The 23,566-nt window shown below is 55.9% G+C and carries 16 protein-coding genes, 1 other RNA gene and 1 pseudogene; 13 read left to right on the forward strand and 5 right to left on the reverse strand.

The genetic code is table 11. From position 1 onward, the window contains the following. The first annotated feature begins 76 nt into the window (after positions 1–76). From AC1MEK_RS18705 to AC1MEK_RS18730, 6 genes are all read left to right on the forward strand, one after another. On the forward strand, positions 77–2,887 hold the full coding sequence (locus AC1MEK_RS18705; RefSeq protein ID WP_480397757.1) for an FAD-binding and (Fe-S)-binding domain-containing protein: 2,811 nt from the start codon (positions 77–79) through the stop codon (positions 2,885–2,887). A gap of 215 nt (positions 2,888–3,102) precedes the next feature. Next, complete coding sequence (locus AC1MEK_RS18710) at positions 3,103–3,387, forward strand: hypothetical protein (RefSeq protein ID WP_480397758.1); 285 nt, start codon at positions 3,103–3,105, stop codon at positions 3,385–3,387. 109 nt (positions 3,388–3,496) lie between these two features. Continuing rightward, positions 3,497–3,888: a transfer-messenger RNA gene (gene ssrA, locus AC1MEK_RS18715) on the forward strand. Positions 3,889–4,072: 184 nt separating this feature from the next. Next, complete coding sequence (locus AC1MEK_RS18720) at positions 4,073–5,329, forward strand: integrase domain-containing protein (RefSeq protein ID WP_480397759.1); 1,257 nt, start codon at positions 4,073–4,075, stop codon at positions 5,327–5,329. Between the two features lie 243 nt (positions 5,330–5,572). After that, positions 5,573–8,587 carry an RNA-directed DNA polymerase gene (locus AC1MEK_RS18725; protein ID WP_480397760.1) on the forward strand — a complete coding sequence of 1,005 codons (3,015 nt, stop codon included), beginning with the start codon at positions 5,573–5,575 and terminating at the stop codon, positions 8,585–8,587. Between the two features lie 80 nt (positions 8,588–8,667). Then, positions 8,668–10,968 carry a KAP family P-loop NTPase fold protein gene (locus tag AC1MEK_RS18730; protein WP_480397761.1) on the forward strand — a complete coding sequence of 767 codons (2,301 nt, stop codon included), beginning with the start codon at positions 8,668–8,670 and terminating at the stop codon, positions 10,966–10,968. A 33-nt stretch (positions 10,969–11,001) separates the two neighbouring features. Here the strand turns inward: AC1MEK_RS18730 and AC1MEK_RS18735 are convergent, their stop codons facing one another. After that, positions 11,002–12,153 (reverse strand): helix-turn-helix domain-containing protein, encoded by a 1,152-nt coding sequence (locus AC1MEK_RS18735; protein ID WP_480397762.1) that lies wholly within the window; start codon positions 12,151–12,153, stop codon positions 11,002–11,004. Positions 12,154–12,159: 6 nt separating this feature from the next. Further along, positions 12,160–12,810, reverse strand: coding sequence for a hypothetical protein (locus AC1MEK_RS18740; protein ID WP_480397763.1), 651 nt, complete (start codon positions 12,808–12,810; stop codon positions 12,160–12,162). A gap of 190 nt (positions 12,811–13,000) precedes the next feature. Here AC1MEK_RS18740 and AC1MEK_RS18745 point away from each other — a divergent pair. Continuing rightward, positions 13,001–13,215, forward strand: a pseudogene (locus tag AC1MEK_RS18745) (integrase); the annotation flags it as partial. Between the two features lie 108 nt (positions 13,216–13,323). Here AC1MEK_RS18745 and AC1MEK_RS18750 read toward each other — a convergent pair. Beyond that, positions 13,324–13,569, reverse strand: coding sequence for a helix-turn-helix domain-containing protein (locus tag AC1MEK_RS18750; RefSeq protein WP_480397903.1), 246 nt, complete (start codon positions 13,567–13,569; stop codon positions 13,324–13,326). Positions 13,570–13,748: 179 nt separating this feature from the next. Between AC1MEK_RS18750 and AC1MEK_RS18755 the strand changes: the two genes are divergently transcribed. The 6 genes from AC1MEK_RS18755 to radC all read left to right on the forward strand — a co-directional run bounded on the left by AC1MEK_RS18755 (position 13,749) and on the right by radC (position 18,838). Further along, positions 13,749–14,510: a hypothetical protein gene (locus tag AC1MEK_RS18755; protein WP_480397764.1), complete on the forward strand. Its 762-nt coding sequence runs from the start codon at positions 13,749–13,751 to the stop codon at positions 14,508–14,510. A gap of 403 nt (positions 14,511–14,913) precedes the next feature. Further along, positions 14,914–15,237 (forward strand): hypothetical protein, encoded by a 324-nt coding sequence (locus AC1MEK_RS18760; RefSeq protein ID WP_480397765.1) that lies wholly within the window; start codon positions 14,914–14,916, stop codon positions 15,235–15,237. Positions 15,238–15,281: 44 nt separating this feature from the next. Next, positions 15,282–16,250 carry a DUF932 domain-containing protein gene (locus AC1MEK_RS18765; RefSeq protein ID WP_480397766.1) on the forward strand — a complete coding sequence of 323 codons (969 nt, stop codon included), beginning with the start codon at positions 15,282–15,284 and terminating at the stop codon, positions 16,248–16,250. A gap of 75 nt (positions 16,251–16,325) precedes the next feature. Next, positions 16,326–17,330 (forward strand): YqaJ viral recombinase family nuclease, encoded by a 1,005-nt coding sequence (locus AC1MEK_RS18770; RefSeq protein ID WP_480397767.1) that lies wholly within the window; start codon positions 16,326–16,328, stop codon positions 17,328–17,330. An 88-nt stretch (positions 17,331–17,418) separates the two neighbouring features. Continuing rightward, a complete protein-coding gene (locus tag AC1MEK_RS18775; protein ID WP_480397768.1) occupies positions 17,419–18,330 on the forward strand; it encodes a recombination directionality factor in 912 nt (303 codons plus the stop codon). A gap of 10 nt (positions 18,331–18,340) precedes the next feature. Further along, positions 18,341–18,838 (forward strand): RadC family protein, encoded by a 498-nt coding sequence (gene radC / locus AC1MEK_RS18780; protein WP_480397769.1) that lies wholly within the window; start codon positions 18,341–18,343, stop codon positions 18,836–18,838. Between the two features lie 324 nt (positions 18,839–19,162). On the opposite strand, the gene AC1MEK_RS18785 is transcribed toward radC, so the two are convergent. Continuing rightward, positions 19,163–20,887 (reverse strand): DUF262 domain-containing protein, encoded by a 1,725-nt coding sequence (locus tag AC1MEK_RS18785; RefSeq protein ID WP_480397770.1) that lies wholly within the window; start codon positions 20,885–20,887, stop codon positions 19,163–19,165. After that, entirely contained in the window at positions 20,884–23,565 is a 2,682-nt protein-coding gene (locus AC1MEK_RS18790; protein ID WP_480397771.1) for a DEAD/DEAH box helicase, read from the reverse strand. The genes AC1MEK_RS18785 and AC1MEK_RS18790 overlap by 4 nt, the downstream gene beginning before the upstream one ends. Position 23,566: the final 1 nt, after the last annotated feature.

Genomic DNA, 23,566 nt, shown 5'->3' on the forward strand with positions numbered 1-23,566 from the left:
CCCGCTTCTTTATTGCACGACTTAATTGCACACTGCACGCGGCACGCCAGATGCCGCGGCGCAAGAGGAAGACCGCATGAGCCTGCCCGCCTCCTTCCTGGCCGATGTGAAACGCCTGATCCCCGCCGACCGCCTGTTCGACGATCCGCTCTCGACCCTGGCCTTCGGCACCGACGCCAGCTTTTACCGGCTAATCCCCAAGCTGGTGATTCGCGTCGAGTCCGAAGACGAAGTCGTTGCGCTGCTCAAGCTTGCGCGCGTCGACCGCATCCCGGTGACCTTCCGCGCGGCGGGCACCAGCCTGTCCGGCCAGGCCATCAGCGACTCGGTGCTCATCGTGCTGGGCGACAACTGGAACGGCCGCGAGATTCGCGGGCAAGGTGCGCAGATCCGCCTGCAACCCGGGGTCATCGGCGCCCAGGCCAACGCCTGGCTGGCACCGTTCGGGCGCAAGATCGGCCCAGACCCGGCCTCGATCAACGCCGCCAAGATCGGCGGCATCGTCGCCAACAACTCCAGCGGCATGTGCTGCGGCACCGCGCAGAACACTTACCACACCCTGGCCGGGATCCGCATGGTGCTGGCCGATGGCACGCGCATCGACACCGAAGACGCCGCCAGCATCAAAGCCTTTAGCGCAAGCCACGGCGAACTGCTGGAAAGCCTCGCGCAACTGGGGCGCAAGACCCGCGCAAACACCGAACTGGCGGCAAAGATTCGCCACAAATACCGCCTGAAAAACACCACCGGCCTGTCACTCAATGCCCTGGTCGACTTCGACGAGCCGCTGGACATCCTCAGCCACCTGCTGGTCGGCTCCGAAGGCACGCTGGGCTTCATCAGCGCCGTGACCTACGACACCGTGCCCGATCACCCAAACAAAGCCTCGGCGCTCATCGTCTTCCCCGACGTGGAAACCTGCTGCAACGCAGTGACGGTGCTGAAGACACAACCGGTTTCAGCGGTGGAATTGCTCGACCGCCGCAGCATGCGCTCGGTGCAGAACAAACCCGGCATGCCGCCGTTCGTGCGCGATCTCTCCGAAGGCGCCTGCGCGCTGCTGATCGAAGCCCGCGCCGCAACCCAGGCCCTACTGCATGAACAACTGGCGCAGATCATGGCGTCGATTGCTCACTTCCCAGTGGAGAAGCAGGTGGACTTCACCGAAGACCCCGGCGAGAACGCGCGCCTCTGGGCGATCCGCAAGGACACCTTTCCCGCCGTCGGTGCGGTGCGCGAAACCGGCACCACGGTGATCATCGAAGACGTCACCTTCCCGGTCGAACAACTGGCCATCGGCGTGCGGCGCCTGATCGAGCTGTTCGACAAGCACCACTACGACGAGGCGATTCTCTTCGGCCACGCGCTGGAGGGCAACCTGCACTTCGTCTTCACCCAGGGCTTCAACGACCCCGAGGAAATCGCCCGCTATTCGGCGTTCATGGATGACGTCACGCAACTGGTGGCCGTGGAATTCAACGGCTCGCTCAAGGCCGAACACGGCACCGGCCGCAACATGGCGCCCTTCGTCGAACTCGAATGGGGCAGCGACGCCTATCAATTGATGTGGCAACTCAAGCGCCTGCTCGACCCGACCGGCATTCTCAACCCGGACGTGGTGCTCAGCGAAGACCCGGAGATCCACCTCAAGCACCTCAAACCGATGCCCGCCGCCGACACCCTCGTCGACAAATGCATCGAGTGCGGCTTCTGCGAGCCGGTCTGCCCGTCCAAAGGGCTGACCCTGAGCCCGCGCCAGCGCATCGTCATGTGGCGCGACATCCAGGCGAAAAAACGCGCAGGCATCGATACCACGGAGCTTGAGCGCGACTACCACTACCAGGGCATCGACACCTGCGCCGCCACCGGCCTGTGCGCCCAGCGTTGCCCGGTGGGCATCAACACCGGCGAGCTGGTGAAAAAACTCCGCGCTCAAGAAGCCACCCATGGCAAGACCGCCGGCTGGCTGGCCGAACACTTCACCACCGCACTCAAGGGCGCGCGCTTCACCCTGCACGCCGCCAACGGCGCACGCATGCTGCTCGGCGCGCCACGCCTGGCGAAGATCTCCGCCGCGCTGACCAAGGCCTCGTCCGGCCGCGTGCCGCTGTGGACCCCAGCCATGCCCCAGCCGGAAAACCCCATCCGCTTCACCCCGCCGGTGGAAGACCAACGCCCGCGCGTGGTCTACCTCGCCGCCTGCGTGTCGCGGGTGATGGGCCCGGCAGCCGCGGATCACGAGCAGACGTCATTGATGGACAAGACCCGCGGCCTGCTGGAAAAAGCCGGTTACCAAGTGGTCTTCCCCGAGGATCAGGACGCCCTCTGCTGCGGCCAGCCGTTCGCCTCCAAAGGCTATGCCGAGCAGGCCGACGAGAAACGCCAGCAACTGCTCGCCGCCCTGACCAAGGCCAGCCGCGGTGGCCTCGACCCGATCTACTGCGACACCAGCCCCTGCGCCCTGCGCCTGATTCAGGACCTCAAGGACACTCGTCTGGACCTCTATGACCCGGTGCGCTTCATCCGCACCCACCTGCTGGACAAACTGGAGTTCACCCCGCAACAGCAACCCATTGCCGTGCACGTGACCTGCAGCACCCAGCACCTGGGCGAGAGCCAGGCGCTGATCGAACTGGCGCGCATGTGCAGCGTCAACGTGGTGATCCCGGAAGGCATTCACTGCTGCGGCTTCGCCGGCGACAAAGGCTTCACCACCCCGGAGCTCAACGCCCACTCGCTGCGCACCCTCAAGGACGCCGTGCAGTATTGCAGCGAAGGCATCTCCACCAGCCGCACCTGCGAAATCGGCCTGACCCAGCACGGCGGCATCGACTATCACGGGCTGGTTTACCTGGTAGATCGCGTTACACGTCCACGATCCGCCTGACACAACAAGGCACAAAAATGGGGCGAAACCCGCCCCATTTCCCATGACACATTCCGCAACATGGCCACTTCCCACCACCCGCGAAATAAATAGAACCCCTGTGATAGCCCACAGTCCATCTCTTTAAGCGCCACATCACGGGCGCTTGCTTATCCACCTCGGACATCGGCCCACCGAGCGGCCACACCGAGTCCACAGGCAATAAGGAGATACACATGAAGCGCACAGCACTGACTGGCTTGTTTCTGACCGCTGCACTGTTGGGTTCCCCGGTATTCGCTGCCGATGACCTGTGCGGCACCAACCTGCAGACCCTCAAGGACGCCCACACCTCGGCGGCCACCAACCTGAGCCCCGACAAGAAAGAAGAAATCGAGCGCGCCATGACCGCCGGTGAAACCGCGCAGAAAGCCGGCGACGACAAGAAATGCATCGCCGAAACCAGCAAGACCATTCAAGAGCTGAAAACCATGGGCTCCGGCAGCGAAGGCGCCAAGTGATCCCGCCCGGGTTGCGGCCGACAAAAAGCCGGCCGCAACCCGCATGAGGTCGACGTATCTCATTGATTCGGGTACACTCCGCCCCCTGACTGCCTGGAGCAGCAGAATTGGGGCCGATTAGGATTCGACGCCGGTGATGAAACTCTAGGGGCATGCCGACTTGGTAACAGAAGTCGTAAATCCACTGTTGCAACTTTCTATAGTTGCCAATGACGAAACCTACGGGGAACAAGCTCTCGCTGCGTAAGCGGCGCTAGCCTTCCTCCTGGTAGCTTCGGCTCCAGCAATCATCAGGGGATGCCTGTAAACCCGAAATGATTGTCATACAGAACAGGATCGCCGTGCAGTACGCTGTGGACGAATCGGCTAAAACTTACACAGCTCGCCCAAAGCACCCTGCCCGTCGGGTCGCTGAGGGTTAACTTAATAGACACGGCTAAGCATGTAGGCCCGAAAGCGGAGTACTGGCGGACGGGGGTTCAAATCCCCCCGGCTCCACCACTTTTACATCTAAAGACGTCCACGGACGTCTTTTTTTGTGCCTAAAACCTAGTAAAACCAATAACTTAACATCCATTAACGTCCGAAGGCGTCCGAGACCATCTACGCTTTTGTGTATTCCACGTGGTATTCCAGGCCTTCACCTGCTATTTTTTGGAATACACAACCAGCGCTGGAATACACCATGGGCTCCCAAGCCACGCACCTATCCGACGTAAAGGTGAAAGCCGCAAAGCCGAAAGAGAAAGACTACATTCTCACCGATGGCAATGGCTTGCAAATGCGAGTGAGAAGCAATGGCTCCAGACTGTGGAATTTTAATTACATCCATCCCGTGACCAAAAAACGGGTCAACATGGGGTTAGGAACCTTTCCGGAGGTCAGTCTGGCCCTGGCAAGAAAACGCACAGTTGAAGCTAGAGAGCTTGTCGCTCAGGGACTGGACCCTAAAGAAAAACGCGACGCTGAAAGAAATGCAAAAAAAGCAGCCACAGAGCATACGTTCGAGAACATCTCCTCAGCGTGGTTCGAGCTGAAGAAGGACTCAGTAACCCAAGCGTATGCTGAGGACATCTGGCGCTCCTTAACACTGCACATTTTCCCGGATCTGGGCAGCACACCGATCTCCATCATCAGTGCGCCGCAGGTCATCAACTTGCTCCGACCGCTTGAAACCAAGGGCAGTCTTGAGACCGTTAAACGGCTTACGCAGCGACTAAACGAGATCATGACTTACGGAGTCAATTCAGGACTGATCTACGCGAATCCACTCAGCGGGATACGCTCCGTCTTCAAGAAGCCTAAAAAGAAAAACATGGCGGCACTGCCTCCCGATGAGCTGAAAGAACTCATGGTGGCGATAGCCAACGCCAGCATAAAGAGAACAACCCGTTGCCTAATCGAGTGGCAGCTCCACACCATGACTCGGCCAGCCGAGGCTGCCACTGCCCGCTGGGCTGATATCGACTTCAAAAAGAAGATCTGGACTATACCGGCGGAGCGTATGAAGAAACGTCGGATACACATCATTCCGCTCACGGAGCAGGCTCTGTCGCTCTTGGAAGCGATTAAACCCTACAGTGGACATCGGGAGTACGTCTTTCCGGCTGACCGTAACCCTCGCACGCACTGCAATAGCCAGACAGCCAACATGGCTCTAAAGCGCATGGGCTTTGGAGGGCGTCTGGTAAGCCATGGAATGCGCTCAATTGCTAGTACCATCCTCAACGAGCACGGCTGGGATTCTGAGTTGATCGAGGTGGCACTTGCCCATGTGGACAAGGACGAGGTCCGTAGCGCCTACAACCGGGCGGACTATATCGAGCGCAGACGCCCAATGATGGCTTGGTGGAGCAACCATATCCAGGAAGCGGCAACCGGAAACCTATCGGTATCAGCCATCAGCGAAAATCGAGATAAAAAGGTCGTTTCGATACGATGACCCTAAGGCGACCTCGACCCCAACGCTGTCCATTACTGAGGGCAGCGATCGCCCCAAAGCAGCAGCCACTGACCGAAGGCTAACAGCCAAAGCGGCCCGTTCAAGTGCCCACTAAGCTGGGGGCCGTTCAGTAGTCCAGTCATGACAATCAGTGAGTAGAGATAGAACGCCTTGCAATGCTTTAGCACTCATGCTTGCTTTCGGTAATATCCGGGATATCTCAGGATTGCCGAAGGTTTAGAAATGAGCGTTATTCCGATGTCGGTATCGCTGCACGACCTTGGCCTCGCCTATCGCAAGGCCAAGGTTGATCTCTACTACTCAACTAACCCCTCGCTGTTCGACATTGCCAACTATGAAGATGACCTGAGCAAAAATCTCGCTCGCCTGAAAGAGCAGATCGAAGCCATGAAAGAGGACTGGGTGAAAGACCCCGCATTTCTCGGCACTTGGACGCTGGCACCCAAAGAAATCCAGATTACCAACGGAAAGCAGGATACAAGCCTAATCTTCGCCTCACCGGAAGCAGAGTGGGCAAGTGTGACTGAGGCCGACAACCACCCTACCGCCGTATTCCGCCTCATGGCTCGCTGCAGCATCGACTTTCACGTGCTGTCATCGCTATGGATGATGGAAGTCGGCGGTCTCATCGACAAACAGCTAAGCAGCAACGTCTTTGGCAGCCGCCTGCGCCGTAACCGGCACGATGAGATCAACACGTGGGCCCTTGGATCATTCAAACCCTATCTCAGACCCTTCCGTGAATGGCGCGACGGTGGCATCAAGGCGATGCGCACAGCCATGAGCGAAAAGAAAAAAGTATTGGCACTGACAGCCGATGTAAGCAGTTTCTATCATGAGCTAAACCCCGGCTTTATGCTCGACGACGGCTTCTTCAAATTAGCCAAAATTGAACTGAGCGAATCGCAGTCAAAACTGAACCGCCTGTTCATTTCCGCCTTGTTGGCCTGGGCACAAGAAACGCCACTAGGAAAAGGTTTGCCCGTAGGGTTGCCTGCGTCTGCAGTGGTCGCGAACGCGGCGCTAATCGGGCTCGACCAGTTCATCGAGCAACAAGTAGTGCCACTGTATTACGGCCGTTATGTGGACGACATTCTGCTGGTCATGGAAAACGCCAGCGACATCAAAACCACTGAGCAGTTTTGGGAGTGGATCTTCAGTCGCGACGGCGGCAAGGACCTGCTTAAAAAAAATAACGGCAGCATCCTGTTTAAACCTGGCTATCTCAAAGAAGACCGCATCGCTTTTGAAAACAGCAAAAACAAGCTGTTCATCCTTGCGGGGTCTGCAGGTACCGCTCTGGTCAACGCCATTTCCGAACAGATCAACCAACGTGCAAGCGAATGGCGCGCTTTACCCGACCTGCCGAATTCGCCCAACACCGTGGCTACGGACCTGCTCAAAGCTACCAACCTTGCCGGAGAGCAAGCAGACAATCTGCGAAAGACCGATGCACTAACGCTGCACCGCGCTGGTTTTGCCCTCAGCCTTCGCAACTACGAAGCCTTCGAACGCGATATCCCCCCGGAGGATTGGCAAGCACACCGCCATGCCTTTTTTGCCGCAGTCATAGAGCATCTGCTCACCCCGATTAAGTTCTTCGAACTGGCTCAATACCTCCCGCGCATCATCCGCATGGCTACCGCCTGCGAAGACTTTGAATACCTAGACAAGATCATCAACGCACTTGGTGGCCTGATCTTTAAAGTAGAGAACGACTGCACTTTAGCGATCAAAAGCCTCGCCGCTGCCAATGTGCCAGCCGAGGCCCGACATTTATGGAAGCGATCCATCTGGGAAGTAACAACGCAGAGCATCGTCTCTGCGTTTCCTCCCCGCCTGAGCAAATCGGGGGCTACCGCCTGGAAGAACCAGATGACCGGTCATATGGAGAACCTTGCCTTCGTCATCTGGCGTAACTTCTTGGACAGGCCAATGAACATCACCGCCCAGCACATACAGAAGCTTCAAGCTCGGCTGTTCAGCTTCGATCTCGCCCATATCCCCTTGCGTTTTACAGGCCTGCCTCAGGAAATGGTCAGTCAGCGCGGTATTCCACTCCGTAAAAACCTCGCTACTTTTGACGCAGAAGACCTATTGCCTGACGAGATGACCGACGGCATCGCTACACTGGCGAACTGGCTCAGGCTTAAACACGGCACCCCGTCTGGTCTAACCTTTGCCACTCGCCCATTCAGCCTTAATGAGCTCTACCTCATAGCCCCCACCCCTTTTGCCGCCTCCAGTCGCAAGACAATGGGGTTGGTGGTGCAAGCGCTGCGCGGTTTTGAGCTGACCGAGCACAAGATGCCCCACCTCGACAAAAAGCAGGTTTTGCATATCCCGGACGGAGAACCCAAAGCAAAACAGACTATCGCTGTTGCCAGTTTGGAAACCAAAGATGAAAGCTTTGCTGCCGCCATCATGGGGTGGCCCGATCCGGACGGCCTGCACCGTTACCAACGCATCAATCGCCTGATTAATGAACTGATCTCTCGGCCTGACGGCGCTGGTTACTTGATCCTCCCGGAAGTGTCTTTACCACCCCAATGGTTTATGCGTATCGCCGACAAGCTCAAGGGCCGTGGCATATCTTTGATCACCGGCGTGGAGTATCTCCATGCACCGAGAAAGCATGTGCGCCACCAGGTTTGGGCTTCGCTAACCCACGACGGTCTTGGGTTCCCTTCGCTGATGCTCTATCGCCAGGACAAACAGCGTCCAGCATTTCATGAGGAGAAAGAACTCTTTCGCCTAGCAGGCCTGCAGATGCAGCCCACTCAAGAGCAACAGTGGCAAAAGCCTCCAGTCATCCAGCATGGTGATTTCCGCTTTGCCATCATGATCTGCAGCGAGCTAACCAATATTCGTTACCGCGCAGATCTACGCGGCCAGGTCGATGCGCTATTTGTTCCAGAGTGGAACAGCGACACTGACACGTTCAACGCACTGGTCGAGTCTGCCGCCCTTGATATTCATGCCTACATCATCCAGTGCAACAATCGCCGCTTCGGTGATAGTCGTATCCGCGCACCTTATAAAGACCGCTGGAAGCGCGACATATTACGAGTCAAGGGAGGTAACCACGACTACTGCATTACAGGTGAAATCGACGTACTGAGCCTGCGCCAGTTCCAGTCCAGCCACCGCTCGCCAGGCTCAGGTTTCAAGCCTGTGCCAGATGGCTTCAATGAGGACATGGCATCGGACCGGAGAGTATTGCCCAAAGGTGCCTAAACCTGACTCTATCAAGCAGGGCCCGTAGAGAAGCAAGAGCATCAGCGCGTAAAAACTAAAGCGACATCAAGGAGAGAGTCATGAAGTGGATTCGCAAAATTTTTGGTAAGGGCACTGAAGGCTCAGCAGCCTCGTCGGATGCTCCGGCAGAAGAGCTTGTTGGTAAAGAGCGAGAAAGCGACGATGACAGCGATCAGTACTTCTCGGACGAGCCAATCACCTCAAAACATCAAGATCGGTTCGGGCGAGCGCCTTACGCCGCGCGTATCGCTGAGACAATCGCCAGGCGCCTCGACCCCTCAAGCATCGTCATCGGCCTGTTTGGCCCGTGGGGAGATGGAAAGACCTCAGTTCTCAAGATGATGGAGGAGTCACTAGATCAACACGGACAGGTTGTCACAATACGATTCAATCCTTGGCACTTTCCTTCCGAGGACGCGCTTTTGCGCGGCTTCTTTGCGACCCTGGCTGAAGCCTTGGGTAAGGAGCCAGCATTCAAAGAAAAAGCGGCGGCGCTGCTCGAGTCCTACGGAGGTATCCTGTCTGTCATCTCAGTCGCTCTGCCGGGTGTAGAAATCAATCCAGGGGAAGCGGCGAAGCAGATCGGAGAGTCATTATCCAAAGTCAGTCTCGATAAGCTTAAGGATCAAATTGACGCTCTTCTGGGCCAAAGCGGGAAAAGATTGGTCATCCTTATCGATGATATTGACCGGTTGGATAGACAAGAAACCCACGCCATTTTCAAGCTGGTAAAGCTCTCGGCAAGCTTCAAGTACACCTGCTACGTTCTGGCTTTCGATGACGAGGTAGTCGCTGCTGCATTGGGTGAGCGTTACGGCGCCGGGGGACTAGAAGCAGGCCGCGCGTTTCTCGAAAAAATCATTCAAGTGCCCTTGCATCTACCCCCTGCTGATCAAATCAGCCTGCGAGAAATCGCTTTCGAGGGGGTCGAACATGCTCTTAATCAAGCAGGGATTGTCCTTGACCAGCGTCAGATTGACGTATTCACTCGTCATTTTGTAGATGGCCTTGAGCCGAAGCTTGAAACTCCACGAGTCGCAAAGCTGTACACGAACGCACTCATGTTTGCACTTCCACTCGTCAAGGGGGAAGTCAACATCGCTGAGTTCATGCTTGTTGAAGGATTGAGGGTGTTGTACCCGAAGCTCCATGCCGCAATTCGCGACAACGCAGATTTGTTTTTACAAGGGGAGCCCCGCGAAGCTTTGCGAGGTTTGGAAAAGCCTCCGTCAGCCATTGATCGACTCCTCGAAACCGCAATGCCGGTTTCTGCTTCAGAAGAGCGAGGCCAGATGCGAGAGCGACTTTTGAAACCTCTTTTTCCGCGAATCAGCAATATGATGTACGGGGGAGATTGGGAGGAGCGGTGGGGGAACGAGCGAAGAATTTGTTCGAGCCGTTATTTCAAACGCTACTTCGTTTACGGGGTGCCTGAAGGAGACATATCGGATAATCATTTAACAAACTTGATAGACGCCCTCGTCACAGCAGATACCGATTCGCAGCGCAGCCTGTTGAGCTCGTATTCAAAACGCGTCATGCCGCAATTGATCCAAGCACTTCGGAATCGAGCGGACTCTCTGGATGAAGTTTCGGCGTTAGCGATCGCAATCGCCGTCGCGAGGAATGGAGATCTTCTTCCGCGCGAACGCGGAGCTCTCGTAATCGGCGGCACGATAATGTACGCGGGGATACTAATTTCTCAACTTATCAGGCGAATCCCCTTATCTGACAGGCAGTCAGCTGCTGAGGCAGTACTTGGAGCGGCGTTTCCACTGGCAATGGGAATGGAGTGCGCCCGCTGGCTCACACACTCAGCGGACAGACCAGAAGAGCGCCGAGTTCTTCCTAATGGAGCGGACGACGCCCTTTACCATTTGTTCGCTGTTCGCATCCGTGACGCGGACGATGTTGAACCGTTGTTTATGCAGGCAGGACGAGACGCACCAAATCTTTACTGGTACTGGCAGCACGGAAGAAATCGAGAAGAGATCGAAGCGCGCTTGCGCGAGGTTTTTGATAAAGACCCAGCGAAGCTGGATGACTTCCTCGACACCTACATTGGAGAAGGATGGGAAGTGGAAAGCGGCCTGCCGGTTAGGTCTGACCTAAGGCGCGAGAGCTACAACAGTATCGCGTCAATAATTTCACCGGACTACGTTTTTGATAACCTCCGCACCCGCTACGGCGCCGAGCTGGACGCTCCTCAGTACTATCAGAATGGAGAGCCAGCGAGAATAACGGCACATCAGTTCGCCTCTATACATCTTTCTATTGCCGCTGAGCAGCTTCCTAAGCCCGAGGATGCCGACGGATCAAGTAGCGATCTGAATGATGGCAATCAGGACATTTCTCTTTAGAGAACCTGGCTCGATCTCAACCCCCAGGATCCGCTAGCTTTTAACAAGACGCAGTTTTGGGGGGGGCGGATTTTTACCCGTTGCGCCCTCACCTCCATCCCCTCTGAGCACATTTAGCATGAGACCAAATGTCAGCTCATTGATCTCTTCGGGCGAGATTGCCAATTGTTCCGCCACATTCGTTTTCGTGATTCCTTCAGCTCGAAGCGCAGCAAATATCTTTTCCAACACTACAGAGCGTTCGTGATTGATAGGAGCAGGCTCATTCACCCGATACCCCTCTTGCGCAATCTGAATGCACAAAGTCCGGTAAGTCCAATCAGTTGTAAGCCCCAGGCTGTGTAACCGGTAATTCAAAGCTGCAACGGAAACCGCCCACATTTTTTTGAACTTGATCAAGCTATTTAGGCTTACTGAACGCGGAGCCATCGCCAAAACGCTTGCCCTAGGCATCAGAAACGCTGAAGCGAAGGCGTTAGCCTCCCGCTCAAGATCTGGTCCTTGAGGATGAGCGTGCTGATGCATCACAAGATGTCCTAACTCATGCGCAGCATCAAAGCGGCAACGCTCTGCTGATTTGAAAGTGTTGAGAAACATGAACGGTCGCCCACCACTCCACATCGAAAATGCATCGACATCCTTGGCGTCAATGGCGAGCGAGTAGACACGAATGCCCCTGGACTCAAGCAGAAGGATCATATTCTTGATCGGCTGTTCACCAAGCCCCCACTGAGCACGCAGAGTCTCCGCTACAATCTCAGGACCTTGCTGAGAAGAAGTCAGTTGATTGAAAGCTTCTTCCGATGATGTAAGCGCCCCTCGCTCGCTACCCAGGTCCGGAACATCGGGTTGCGGAAGATCAAACCGGCACTCCAACCATTCGTTTAACAGCAGAGCTATTGCGCCAGCCCCTAAAGCACTGTCTCTTAGAGACGCCGTCATTTTCGAAAGTGAACGGAAGCTTGCGACATCAGGCGTAGGGACTTCCGGATCATCCCCAAAAAAGAACGATTCTGGAAATCGAAGCGCACTCGCAATCCTGGCCAAGGTCCCAGCTTCAGGCTCCTGCGTACCGCTTTCATAACTCGACACGGACCGTTCGGTCACACCGATAAGGCCCGCGAGCTCGCGCTTTTTCATCCCGCGTCTGCGTCTGGCCAGCGCGAACCGTTGTGAATTAAACATAAAAAGTCATGTGTTCTTACGACGAATTTCGATATCAATATCTGGGCCACTTGGACCGGTAATTTGAGCGAAGCTTTCATCCAGGTCGATAGCGCCGAGCAGGATTCGCTCAGACCACTCAGTGATCTTGCCTCCGTGGTCGATGCTCGATGGCCGCGAAAGCTCAAACCTGATTTCATTCTTCGCGGTGTCAGTGTGGTGTAGCAGCATCCAAGTTTCAAAGCCCTCAAGCCCAGAGAACTCCGTCTGCTGTGGAATCAAGTCGGCGAACATATCCAGCTGGGAATTGTGCTGAATCGCCTCGACGGTGCTTCTTCCCTTTTTAGAGCGATTGGTGGGAGTGCCGTAGGGATTGCCCACGCTTGCGTCACCCGACGCCACCGAGACCGCGAGTTTGAGGTCTGAATGGACAGTCAATGGATAGTTGGTTTTTTCATAGGCAGCCCAGCCTAAAGCGCGTGTTTGGTCGCGGAATGACCCGACGATCCAGCCCCACATTTCCATACCTGGAAAAATCGACGGATGATTTCGAGTCAACCTCACACGATGCAAATGGCCTTGATAGACAGCTTCACGAATAGCCTCATGAGACAAGCTCAACTGATCAAGGCGTGTGGTTACATCTGTCGGATCACTGAATATCTGACAAGCCTGCATAAGCGTTTACTCATGGAGTGGACTTCCGTTTATTCTCCCTCATAAGAGGAGGAAAAACAAGAAGCCAGGTTGTTATGCTCGGTTTCAGGTTCGCCCAGTCACTCCCGGAGAGCACACACCTACAGCCCACAGGCATCTTTCTCGAAAGCTTTCTCAGTAAGATTGACTACCTGTCAGTTACATGGCTGAAACGCAGGGGATGCGCTCTATGGCCAGCACCATCCTCAACGAGCACGGCTGGGTCCTGAGTTGATCGAGGTGGCACTTGCCCATGTGGACAAGGACGAGGTCCGTAGCGCCTACAACCTGGCGGACTATATCGAGCGCAGACGCCCTATGATGGCTTGGTGGAGCGAGCACATCCAAAAAGCAGCGCTAGGTAATCTGTCAGTATCAGCCATCAACGATGGCTTGTTTTTGAGTGTGGAGATCTATGTGACCCAAAGCTTAAGATCGACCATAGGAACGAGGCCCCCCCCTGCGAATAGGGGTTACCCGTTTCTGCTCCTGGCACTAAAGCCCAGCATCTATCAGCAAGTCGGAAGCACGGCAATTCAGTGCAGCTGCAATTTTAGAGATATTGAGGAATGTGACGTTCCGTTCCCCTCTCTCAATCTTGCCCATGTGCGACCGATCAACACCAGCAAGATCCGCCAGCGCCTCCTGAGAAATCTCGAGCCTTTTTCTCCGCGAACGGACAGCTGCTCCAAACCGTTGAAGCCCCTGATCTTTATCATGACTTGCTGACACTCTTCCCATAGCGCAAATCGTTGCGCTATGCTGCCCATACGACCACGGTATTTACGACCCATTTTTTTTAATGAGCCCAGCCTTACCGAGGTTTGAGGAGAGCAGGCCTGACCCGCCTAAACACGTGACGCACACCCTCCGCCCTACGCCATCTGACTGCTTACTAGATTACAAGCCAAGGATAAGACATGCGTTCTCTTACCATTTTTTCAGCAATCGCTTTGAGCAGCTGTTTCATCACTGGCTGCGATGGAAAGACGCTGAACTGTAATGACCAATCCATCGCAGACACATTGGGGCAGAGCGTAAAAGAAGAAATCACAAAAACACTTATAAATCTCGGAACTTCAAGGATAGGAGGCCCGGTTTCGAGTCCAGAAGAAATTCAGTTGACACTGGAGCAACTGACACCGCAGTTGGTGAGTACCCGGACAACCGGATTAGACAAACAGTCAAATAAGAGCTTTTGTGCTGGAAAGCTCTCATTCAAAGCTTCGGAATCGCTGATTGTCTCCGCGAGGAAAGGCATAGACCTGAATAACCCTGATAGCGCGAAGAACATGCTACTCACTGGCATGTGGCTAACCGGTTCGAACGGAGACTGGAACGCTTACGCTGCAAAGTCTGGACTACGGATATCAGAAAATCTGTTTGGACAGGAGTTAACGTATACCGCTCAACCAACTGACGACGGAAACCAAATTTACGTCGAGTTCGCACCAACTACTCAAATACAAAACTTCCTTTCTCAACTATCTTCTGCAGCTATTATAGGATCAAGACCGGCACCAATCGTAGCACAGCCTTCAGTTCCTGAAGAGGACGACACACCTTTATCTTCCTGCGCCGAGGCCAAGTTGAAAGCGTATAAAAAAGACCAGGGTGATGACGCTCCTGTCATGGAGGACTATTACAGCGAGTGGGAGAGGCAATGCCAAGAAGGACAGTAATTTTGTTTAAATATCAGATAAGCACGAAAAAAATTCGTGCCTAATTGTAAAATTGGAGTTTTTTTTGCGTTACCAGCAGGTAGCGCACTCCCCGATTTTACTGCAATCAAAGCTATAACCGCCTCACATTACGCCCCGCAACAGGGTACTATCTCAGCCAATATCTCGGCTCCATTTCTTTAGCGACGAGCGCCTGATTAACATACCTCATAAACGATAGGGTCACATGCGATGGTGCGAACATATTTTAAATAAGTCCCATCGCCTTCAGCCTCCGACCACTGAAGCGTACTCATCAGCCTTTTATAAACTGTGCCCCCAAAGAGGTACGTGCACTTCCGTTTCATTTAAAATTTTTCTAGTCACACATCATCGCAATGACACCAACTTAGGAGCTAGTAAAATGTCATTGCAGTGTCCAAAATGTCTGTCTCAACTTATCAAAACCCGTAACATCGGTATGAGAACTGGTGCAATTATTGGAGCCACTACGGGCGCGACGAGCGGCTTTACTGGAGCCCTGGCAGGCGCAGAAATCGGAGCTATTTCCGGCGTGGTGGGAGGACCCATCGGAGGGTTAGGGGGAGCAATTTTTGGTGCCCTTAGCGGTGGTGCCGCCGGCTGTATTGCCGGAGCAAAAGTTGGCGAAATATTTGACCAGAGTATATTCGATAACTATGAGTGCTTCTCCTGCGGGCACTTATTCAGCATATATCCAACCAATTGAACAAACACCACATCGCACTTAACTTATATTACGGAGAAAGCTAAATGTCACATCTAATAGAAAGGATGGCATACACTGGGAACGTCCCTTGGCATGGCTTGGGAAATCAACTCACTAAGAGGCAGCCTATCGAAGTCTGGCAACGCGAATCCGGTATGGACTGGCAGATCCTGGAGAGCCTCGTACATTTCAAGTCGAGTGCCATTGGTCACCTGGGAACTATCCACTCTTTCCCGGAGCAGAAAGTACTCTATCGCTCCGACACCCAGACACCGCTTTCGGTAGTATCTCAACGCTATCACGCAGTACAACCTCGGGAAGTATTGGAGTTTTATCGCGACCTCACTGAGGTTTCCGGCTACGAGTTGGAAACGGCCGGGGTACTCAAGGGGGGGCGCAAATTCTGGGCACTGGCGCGTACCGGGCAAAGTGCGGCGCTCAACGGCAACGACCAGGTGAATGGCTATCTGCTGCTGGCGACTTCCTGCGACGGCACACTGGCCACCACAGCCACACCAACCTCGGTGCGCGTCGTGTGCAACAACACCCTAACCATCGCCTTGGATGGTACCTGCCGGGCGATCAAGGTACCGCATAACACCCGTTTCGATCCGAAGGCGGTAAAGAAGCAACTCGGTATCGCCGTGTCGCAATGGGACGACTTCATGTACCGCATGCGCGCCCTGGCTGAGCGCAAGGTGCAGTGGCATGAAGCACTGAGCTTCTTCATAACCGTACTGTGCGAGGTCAGTCCAACCGAAACACTGCCAGAGCAACTGCCCAACGAGCGCGCCTTACGCAAAGTCCAGGAGCTGTACCAAGGCCGTGGGCGTGGTAGCCAGCTGGACTCGGCACGCGACACAGCCTGGGGATTGCTTAATGCCGTGACCGAGTTTGTCGACCATGAGCGCCGCGCGAGGAGCAACGAGTACCGCATGGACTCGGCCTGGTTTGGCCAGGGAGCACGGATCAAGCAACGCGCTTTGGATGCCGCTCTGCAGCTCGCCGCTTAGCCCTCACTTACCTAGCCCTCGCGCCCGATCAGCCTTGTGCTGGTCGGGCGTTTTTTATGTCTGCAGGTGAATACCATGAATGCGACGTCATTAAACGGCAACACCCGTAAGAAGCGCGCAGCCCTGCGCCTGGTTAGTACCAAGGAGCTGCCGCGCGAGGACTGGCTGCAGATCCGTAAGCAGGGTATCGGTAGTTCGGATGCCGCCGCTGCCGTGGGGCTGAATCCCTACAAATCCCAGTTAGAGCTGTGGCTGGAGAAGACCGGTCGCGATGCTGGGCTACCAAAGGCTGATCCTCATGATGAGGAAAGCCCGATGTACTGGGGCAATATCCTCGAGCCCATCGTGGCCTGGCACTACAGCAAACGCACCAAGTATAGAGTCCGTCGTATTAACGCCGTGCTGCAACATCCGGATCCGGATTTGCCTTGGATGCTCGCTAATATCGACCGCGAAGTGATCGGTGCCGACGATGTGCAGATCCTCGAATGCAAGACCGCCGGTATAAGCGGGGCACGCCTCTGGAAAGAGGGCGTTCCAGAGTATGTTCAACTTCAAGTGATGCACCAACTCGCCGTCACTGGTAAGCAGGCTGCAGATGTGGCGGTACTGCTCGGCGGTCAGACCTTGGAGATCCATCGAATTGAGCGGGACGAACAACTCATCACGCGTCTGATTGAACTGGAGCGCAAGTTCTGGCAGTTCGTGGAGACAGATACGCCACCACCAGTCGATGGCACAGCCTCTGCTGAATTCGCATTGCGCTGCCTGTATCCGGAGGACAAAGGCCAAATCATCGACTTCAGCACTCATGCCGGACTGACGGCGACCTACATCGAGCTCAAGGCCGTCCGCCAGTCGATTGCCGACAAAGAAAAGCGCGAGGCCGAACTCAAGCAGATGCTTCAGCAGGCTATGGGCTATGCCAGCCGGGCGGAATTTAGCAGCGGCTACGTCAGTTGGCGCAAAGCCAAGGATAGCGTCGGAATCGATGTCGCCCAATTGCTCCAGGACAAGCCCTACTTGCAGGCCAAGTACCCACTGCTGAAACCCGGGGCGCGACGCTTCCTGGTCGGCTGATTTTCAATTCCCTCACTCCACTCCCCCTTGGCCAGTCCATGCAGTCCGCGCTGCCTGGCTGGCCTTTTTTATTTCCAGGAGAACCACCATGCTGAAAGGCTTAGCCCTAACGCCCCCTGTGCTCGGGCGCATCTCCATCGGAAAAGTCATCGAGAAAAATGGCAAACGTCTGCCAGAAAAGGATGACCAGTTCACCATTACTTCCCAGGTACAAGGCAAAGACGGCTGGCTACTGCACCCGCTCAACGATGAGTTGCGTCAGTGTAAGGACGACAAGCTGCGCAGCATTCCGGTGCGTCTACTGTTCAACGAGCCCGAGCTGAACTTTCGTGCCGACTACACCCTGTTTGATCGGCAGTCCGGACGACCGCTGTGCGTGGGCAACGGTGAGACCTGCAAGCGCGTTACCCAAGAGGGTATGCAGTCCCTACCTTGCCCTTCGCCAGATACCTGCTCGTTCGCCAAGGGTAATGCCTGCAGGCCCTATGGACGGCTGAACGTGGTAATTGGCGATGAGGATCCGCTCGGTAGCTTCATGTTTCGCACCACCGGGTTCAACAGTATCCGCACCCTCGCCGCCCGGCTGCATTACTTTCAAGCCATTTCGGGCAACCGCCTGGCGTGCTTGCCGCTGGAACTGCGGCTACGTGGTAAGTCGACCCGCCAAAGCCACGGCACACCTATCTTCTACGTCGACCTGACGGTGCGTGGCGGCATGGGTATAGCCGAGGCGCTGCAGGCTGCCAATGACCTCGATGCTCAGCGGAAAGCCACGGGATTCGCCCAGGCAGCGCTGGATGAGGCTGCAAGGCATGGATTCGGCAATGGCTCCTTCGAGGACAGCGTGGAAGACGGTGCCGCTATCGTCGAGGAGTTCTACTCCACCGAAGAAAGCGCATCACCAGTCGCCAATACGTCCCCACGCCCTACACCAAACAGCCTGGCCAAGAAACTGGACGCACAAGCACAGCGCCATATTCGCCCGATTGATAACCTCTGAGGAGCTGATCATGCGACTGCACAAACTAAAAGCCAGTGATCCGACCGGCACCTACCTGGTCGAGTCACCGGTTACCGAAACCGACATCTTGCTAATGGCCCGCCAGTTGGCAAATTTGCGCCTGAGCCGGGGGCGAGCACTGACATCCCCGAAGGAGGTGTTTAGCCACCTGCAAGCCCTGCTGGCCGAGTATGAGCATGAAGTTTTCGCCCTGCTCATGCTCGACAGTAAACACCGTGTGATCGTCTTTCACGAGCTGTTCCGGGGTACCTTAGACGGCGCCAGCGTCTATCCACGTGAGGTCGTGAAGTTGGCCCTAGAACACAATGCCGCCGCAATGATTCTGGTGCACAACCATCCATCTGGAGACCCCGAGCCAAGCCTGGCGGATCGCAACCTTACCCGCAAACTGAAGGAGGCGCTGGATCTGGTCGGGGTGCGAACCTTGGACCATATCGTGGTAGGCCACGAGGGCTGCGTATCGCTGGCTGAGCAAGGCTCCTGGTAACGAAGCGAGAGGGACATGCCATGTACCTGCTCCGCTTCCTTATCTTGCTGTTCATGCTGCTGGCAGCCTAGCCAGTTGCGCAGTCGCGGTCGCGTTGCTAGTTCTCGCGCTGCGTTTCTGGCCGGTGCTGCTGGTCTTCGCCCTGATAGTGAGCTTTTTTGGCTGGCTACTCAACTGGATCAGAGCTGCGCAGCACGTCTCGGCGGCGCAGCTCTGATCCATAGCGTAGATCCCCGCCAAGCGGGCATAGACCAGTATGAGCAGCCTTATGGCTGCTCATACTGGTGAGCATTTTTTTTTGCTTAACGGGCCTTTCTTGAGTGGTCAGGCACGCGATCCGTAGGAAGTTGTCAGACGCTGCAGCAGGTCTTTGTGACGGGCCTCCAAGTCTGACAGCGTAAAGTTCCCCATTGCCAACAACCGCTGCGAGTTTGGCAAGCTTTCTACCCGATCCTCAAAGTAGCGAACCCGCTTGCTCGCAAAGTCCAGATTTCCTAGGGACGTGTTCTTGCGCCGCGAGAGCAGCATCAGGTTGCCTAGGCGGTGCAGCCATATCTCGCGCTGATCCTCATTGAAGTCCTTGACCCACTGGCTCTCGCCGCCCGGATTCTGCGGCAAGATATGCTCCACACTAATATCATCCGGCAGGTTCAACGGCGCAGCATGGCTGCCCAGCAGGTACTCCAGGCGCAGCAGAACATATCGAGCGAAGCGCCGACCGTAGATGGCGCCGTCTAGCAAGTCCTGCAACTGTTTGCGGTCGAAGTCGAAGGCTTTGCTGGCGAGCACTTCAGCCGGAGTCTTGGCCGCTTCGATCACCTTGAGCACTTCATTCATGTTGCTGATGCGCTGGGTGGGTGTGAGCTGCACAATCCAATCGGCAGAGAACTTGTTGTCGATGCGCTCGATCAATTCGAGCAACTTCTCTGCCTTGAACTTGCGATACCAGGCGAGCACTGGTGGGATCCAGTCAGTGGCTGGCAGGCCTCGACGCATCACATTGATGCGGTTCCGATAAGCATTACCCAGACCGGCTGGCAGGCCATCGAGCTGAATCGCCTCATTGAAAGCATCCTTGTAGGCCTTCACGGCCTCAAAGCTCTCACTACCCAGCGCCAGCAGCGGCGGCTTGGCGCCGTAGATGCGCTCGTCAAACTCCTTAAGCAGGCCTTCCCGTGCTTTGTCCTTCACATAGATGGTGCGCACCAGCGAGAGGAAGCGGTCGAACTCGTCGCGGCCCATCTCGCCTTCGACTTCTTCCCAGTATTCGGCCCACTTGCTGCGCTCACTTTCCTTGCTGACAGCCCCAAGGTTTTTTGCCTTGAGAATGTCACTGTTGGAGAGTGGAATGCCCCGGTCGTTAAGGATAGTGAACAGTCGGAAGGCATCATCCAGGTCTTCGGTGGCCACATAGATGAACAGGGCATTGTTCAGCAGATAGCCAACAAAACGGTCGAAATCGCCTTCCGTAGGGAAGCGACTGCTGTCATCAAAACCGGCATGAATTGTCTGCATGCCCGCCGCCATATTGGCCAGGGACAAATTCTTGCTGGCGGCAATGCCAGTCAGATCCGCACTGCACGAGCCGTTGTCAGCCTTGACATGGCGCTCGATGAAGTTGCCCACGTTGTCACGGATGTCATAAACGATCCGGTTACGGCCAGGAATCTTCTTCCATTTGTTTTCCTCCTGAAACAACATCTCGCGGCAGGCCCCCTTGAGCTTATCATCCGTGACCCGGTCACGGATGCAGGCCAACATCAGCATCAAGGTGGTCAGCCGTTGCTGACCATCCAACAGCTCGTACTCCTCAAAGCTTACCCCGTCGGTGGTGCGCGTAGCCTTGCGCAGCACCATCGAACCCAGGAAATACTGGCCGTCCTGACTGTGCTCACTGGCATAGTTCACATCGTCAATTAGCTCCGATATCTCATCCTTGCCCCAGACGTAAGCCCGCTGGTAGTCCGGAATACGGAACCAAAAGCGGGAAAACACTTCGCCGATCACGATCTTGGCGCTGTCAATCTGGCCTTTTTTGCTTGCACTCACTGCAAAATCTCCTCAATCCCTTCCCAGCGCTTGTCGGTGATCATCACGAACCGGCAACGCCCCTCGGAAAGCCGTGCCCACAGGCCGCCAATCAAACGATCATCCTCATGGGCGCTCCAGCGATCGGCACCTTTGTACTCAACGGCCAACACCGCTCCATTGGGGAGCTGGCAGAGAAAATCTGGATAAAAACGACCATCAGCCTTCTGGAGGAAGAACGAACTGCCTTCACGGCGCACGAGGTTTCGCACCCAGAACTGGATGCGCCCCTGTTGCGCCCATTTATCAAGCTCGCAAGCGCAAAGAAACTCCTCTTTACTATCGAAGTCACCAATGCGGCCATAGAAGTGCTTACGAAAATCGAAGTGGCCAAAGCGCCCATCGTAATCGCGGCTTGGCGCATAACCGTGTACGTGGAACTCGAAAGCATACTGATCGCCCACCGTTACGCGCGACGCCACATCATCGGAAAACAGCGCCTGCTGATAGGCCATGTTCACGGCCTGCTTACGCAGCGCCCTAATGCGCGTCTCGATCAGATTGCGGATCAGGAATTTCTGCAGGTTAACGCGGGCCAGCGTGAAGCCATCCCGGCGCAGCAAATCAGTCAGCCACGCCGCTACAAAGGCCTGCTTACTGGCATGGGTTAGCGTCGGCTCAGGTAGGTTGCGGCATAGCCAGGTAGCCAGGCGTAGCTCATCCCAGTTCTCCGGCTGATAGACCAGCCCTAAATCACGCTGCAGATCGGGCAGAAAGCGTGAAACCAGTTTCCCGCTACCATCAATGTCAATCTCGCCGCCCTCGGACACTTTCAGAGCGGCACCCAACGTAGCAAGGTCATCGGTTGCCGGTGCTGCGTCGTAGATCGACACATCCCAGGGATACTCCAGCACCTCCGGATCATCGAACAGTTGCAATTCACCCTGCACGCGCATTGCCAGTTGCGGAACGCGCAAACGCTCTCCCAACTCAGCTGGAGTCTGGAAGAACTCAATCGCAGTGGTACGGCTGGTCTCGGCAGCCTGCACAATCGCTACCGCTGCTGCATCCGAACTAACCGAAGCCTTGAGCTCTTCCGCCTCATCCTCAGTCAGTGGCGTGCTGATTGTCAGTGTGTTGCGCTTACCATCCCAACTCACCTTGTCACGCACCAGTTTGGGCACGCTCTTCAGGTCAGGCCTTTCCGTCAAGATAACGGCAACCGGCGTATAGACCGCACGCGTGCCCTCGAGATCCAGCCGCGCCTGCTCGGCCTTCGCGGCGATGACAAACTCGCTGACATCACGTCGCTCAAAGCCAGCACCGGCCACCAGCCGGTCACGCAACGCACCCGCCGTCTCGGCAAAACTACGTGACACCACAAAGGCATAGGACTGGTTCAGTGGCGTGGCATGGCGATGGCTGGCATCGGGTTGGCGCAACACGCGACCGAGTAACTGCTCCACAGCAGTTGCAGAAGACAACGAGGCCATGCTCACCAATATGTAGGCAAATGGGCAGTCCCAGCCCTCGGCCAGCGCCTTCTGGGTGATGACGAACTTCACAGGGCAAACCGGGTCGGCAATGCCCAGCTTGTAGTCAGCGTCGAGCTGCTCCAGGCCCTTTTCCTCTCCGGTAGCGACGACGATCTCATCGGCCGGGATGCCGTGATTAGTAATCAGCTCCTTGCGCACCTTATCGAAATCCAACGTTTCTACACCAGCCCGGCGCGGCTCGGACTGAATCAACACCAGCGGCCGCAGATATGGCGCACCGGCTCGACGTTCTTCGTCGGCCAGTTTGTGCAGCGCGTCGCGCCGACCAATAGCATCGGCAAGACACTGTTGCCAGTTCGGCTCGGTCTCCAGCACCACCGGCAGTTTGATCATTTCTTCCGCCTTCAACTCGGCGGCCGACACGCTGTGCAGCACATTGCTGGGGGTGCGCTCCAGGTCGGGCGTGGCAGTCAACTCCATCACGCCGCTGGGGCGGAAACGCGCCAGCATGTCAAAGGCCAGTTCGGTGCGGCTATTGTGCGCCTCATCGACAATCACAAACGGGCGACGCAGGCGCAGTAAATTGGCTAGAGAATAGGGAGTGGTGCGCTCACTGCCTTCACCATCGGTCAGCAGTTCATCGCGCTGGCTGGGGGAGAGGTTGTCGAAGTGATGCATCAGCGTGCCGCTGCTCTGGTACACCTTGCGACACTCCTCCTCCTCCACCTGGAACGCCTGCCGCGTGGCGACAATCACCGTCGTTGAGGTGTCCAACGTCGCGCGGGTGATGCTCTTGGCCTCCTCAAGATCCAGCACTGTGATAGGCCCAGCTTCGAGCAGCGCGGTGTGGTAGGGATGGTTACGATCTTTCAGCGCCTTAAGGGTCTGCTCACGGATAGGCTTACTGGGCACCAGCCACAAAATGACGCTGTGCTCAGTACGCAGCAGATGGGTGTTGACCCCTGCCACGCTTTTCGCCGCCAGCCAGGTCTTGCCGCCACCAGTAGGCACACGCAAGCAAAAATAGGGCATGTCTAACGGGAAGCCGGACAGCGGGTGGTAGGGGTTGCCGCGGCCCCACAGACGCTCAGTGGTGACGGTGAAGGCGACGGCGGGAGAAGGCTGCTCGTGGCAGGCCTGGAAATAGGCCTCCACGCTGTCCAGCACTTGCTGTTGATACATCTTGGGGGCGAATCCGGACATG

The organism is Pseudomonas sp. 2 (genome assembly GCF_056627435.1).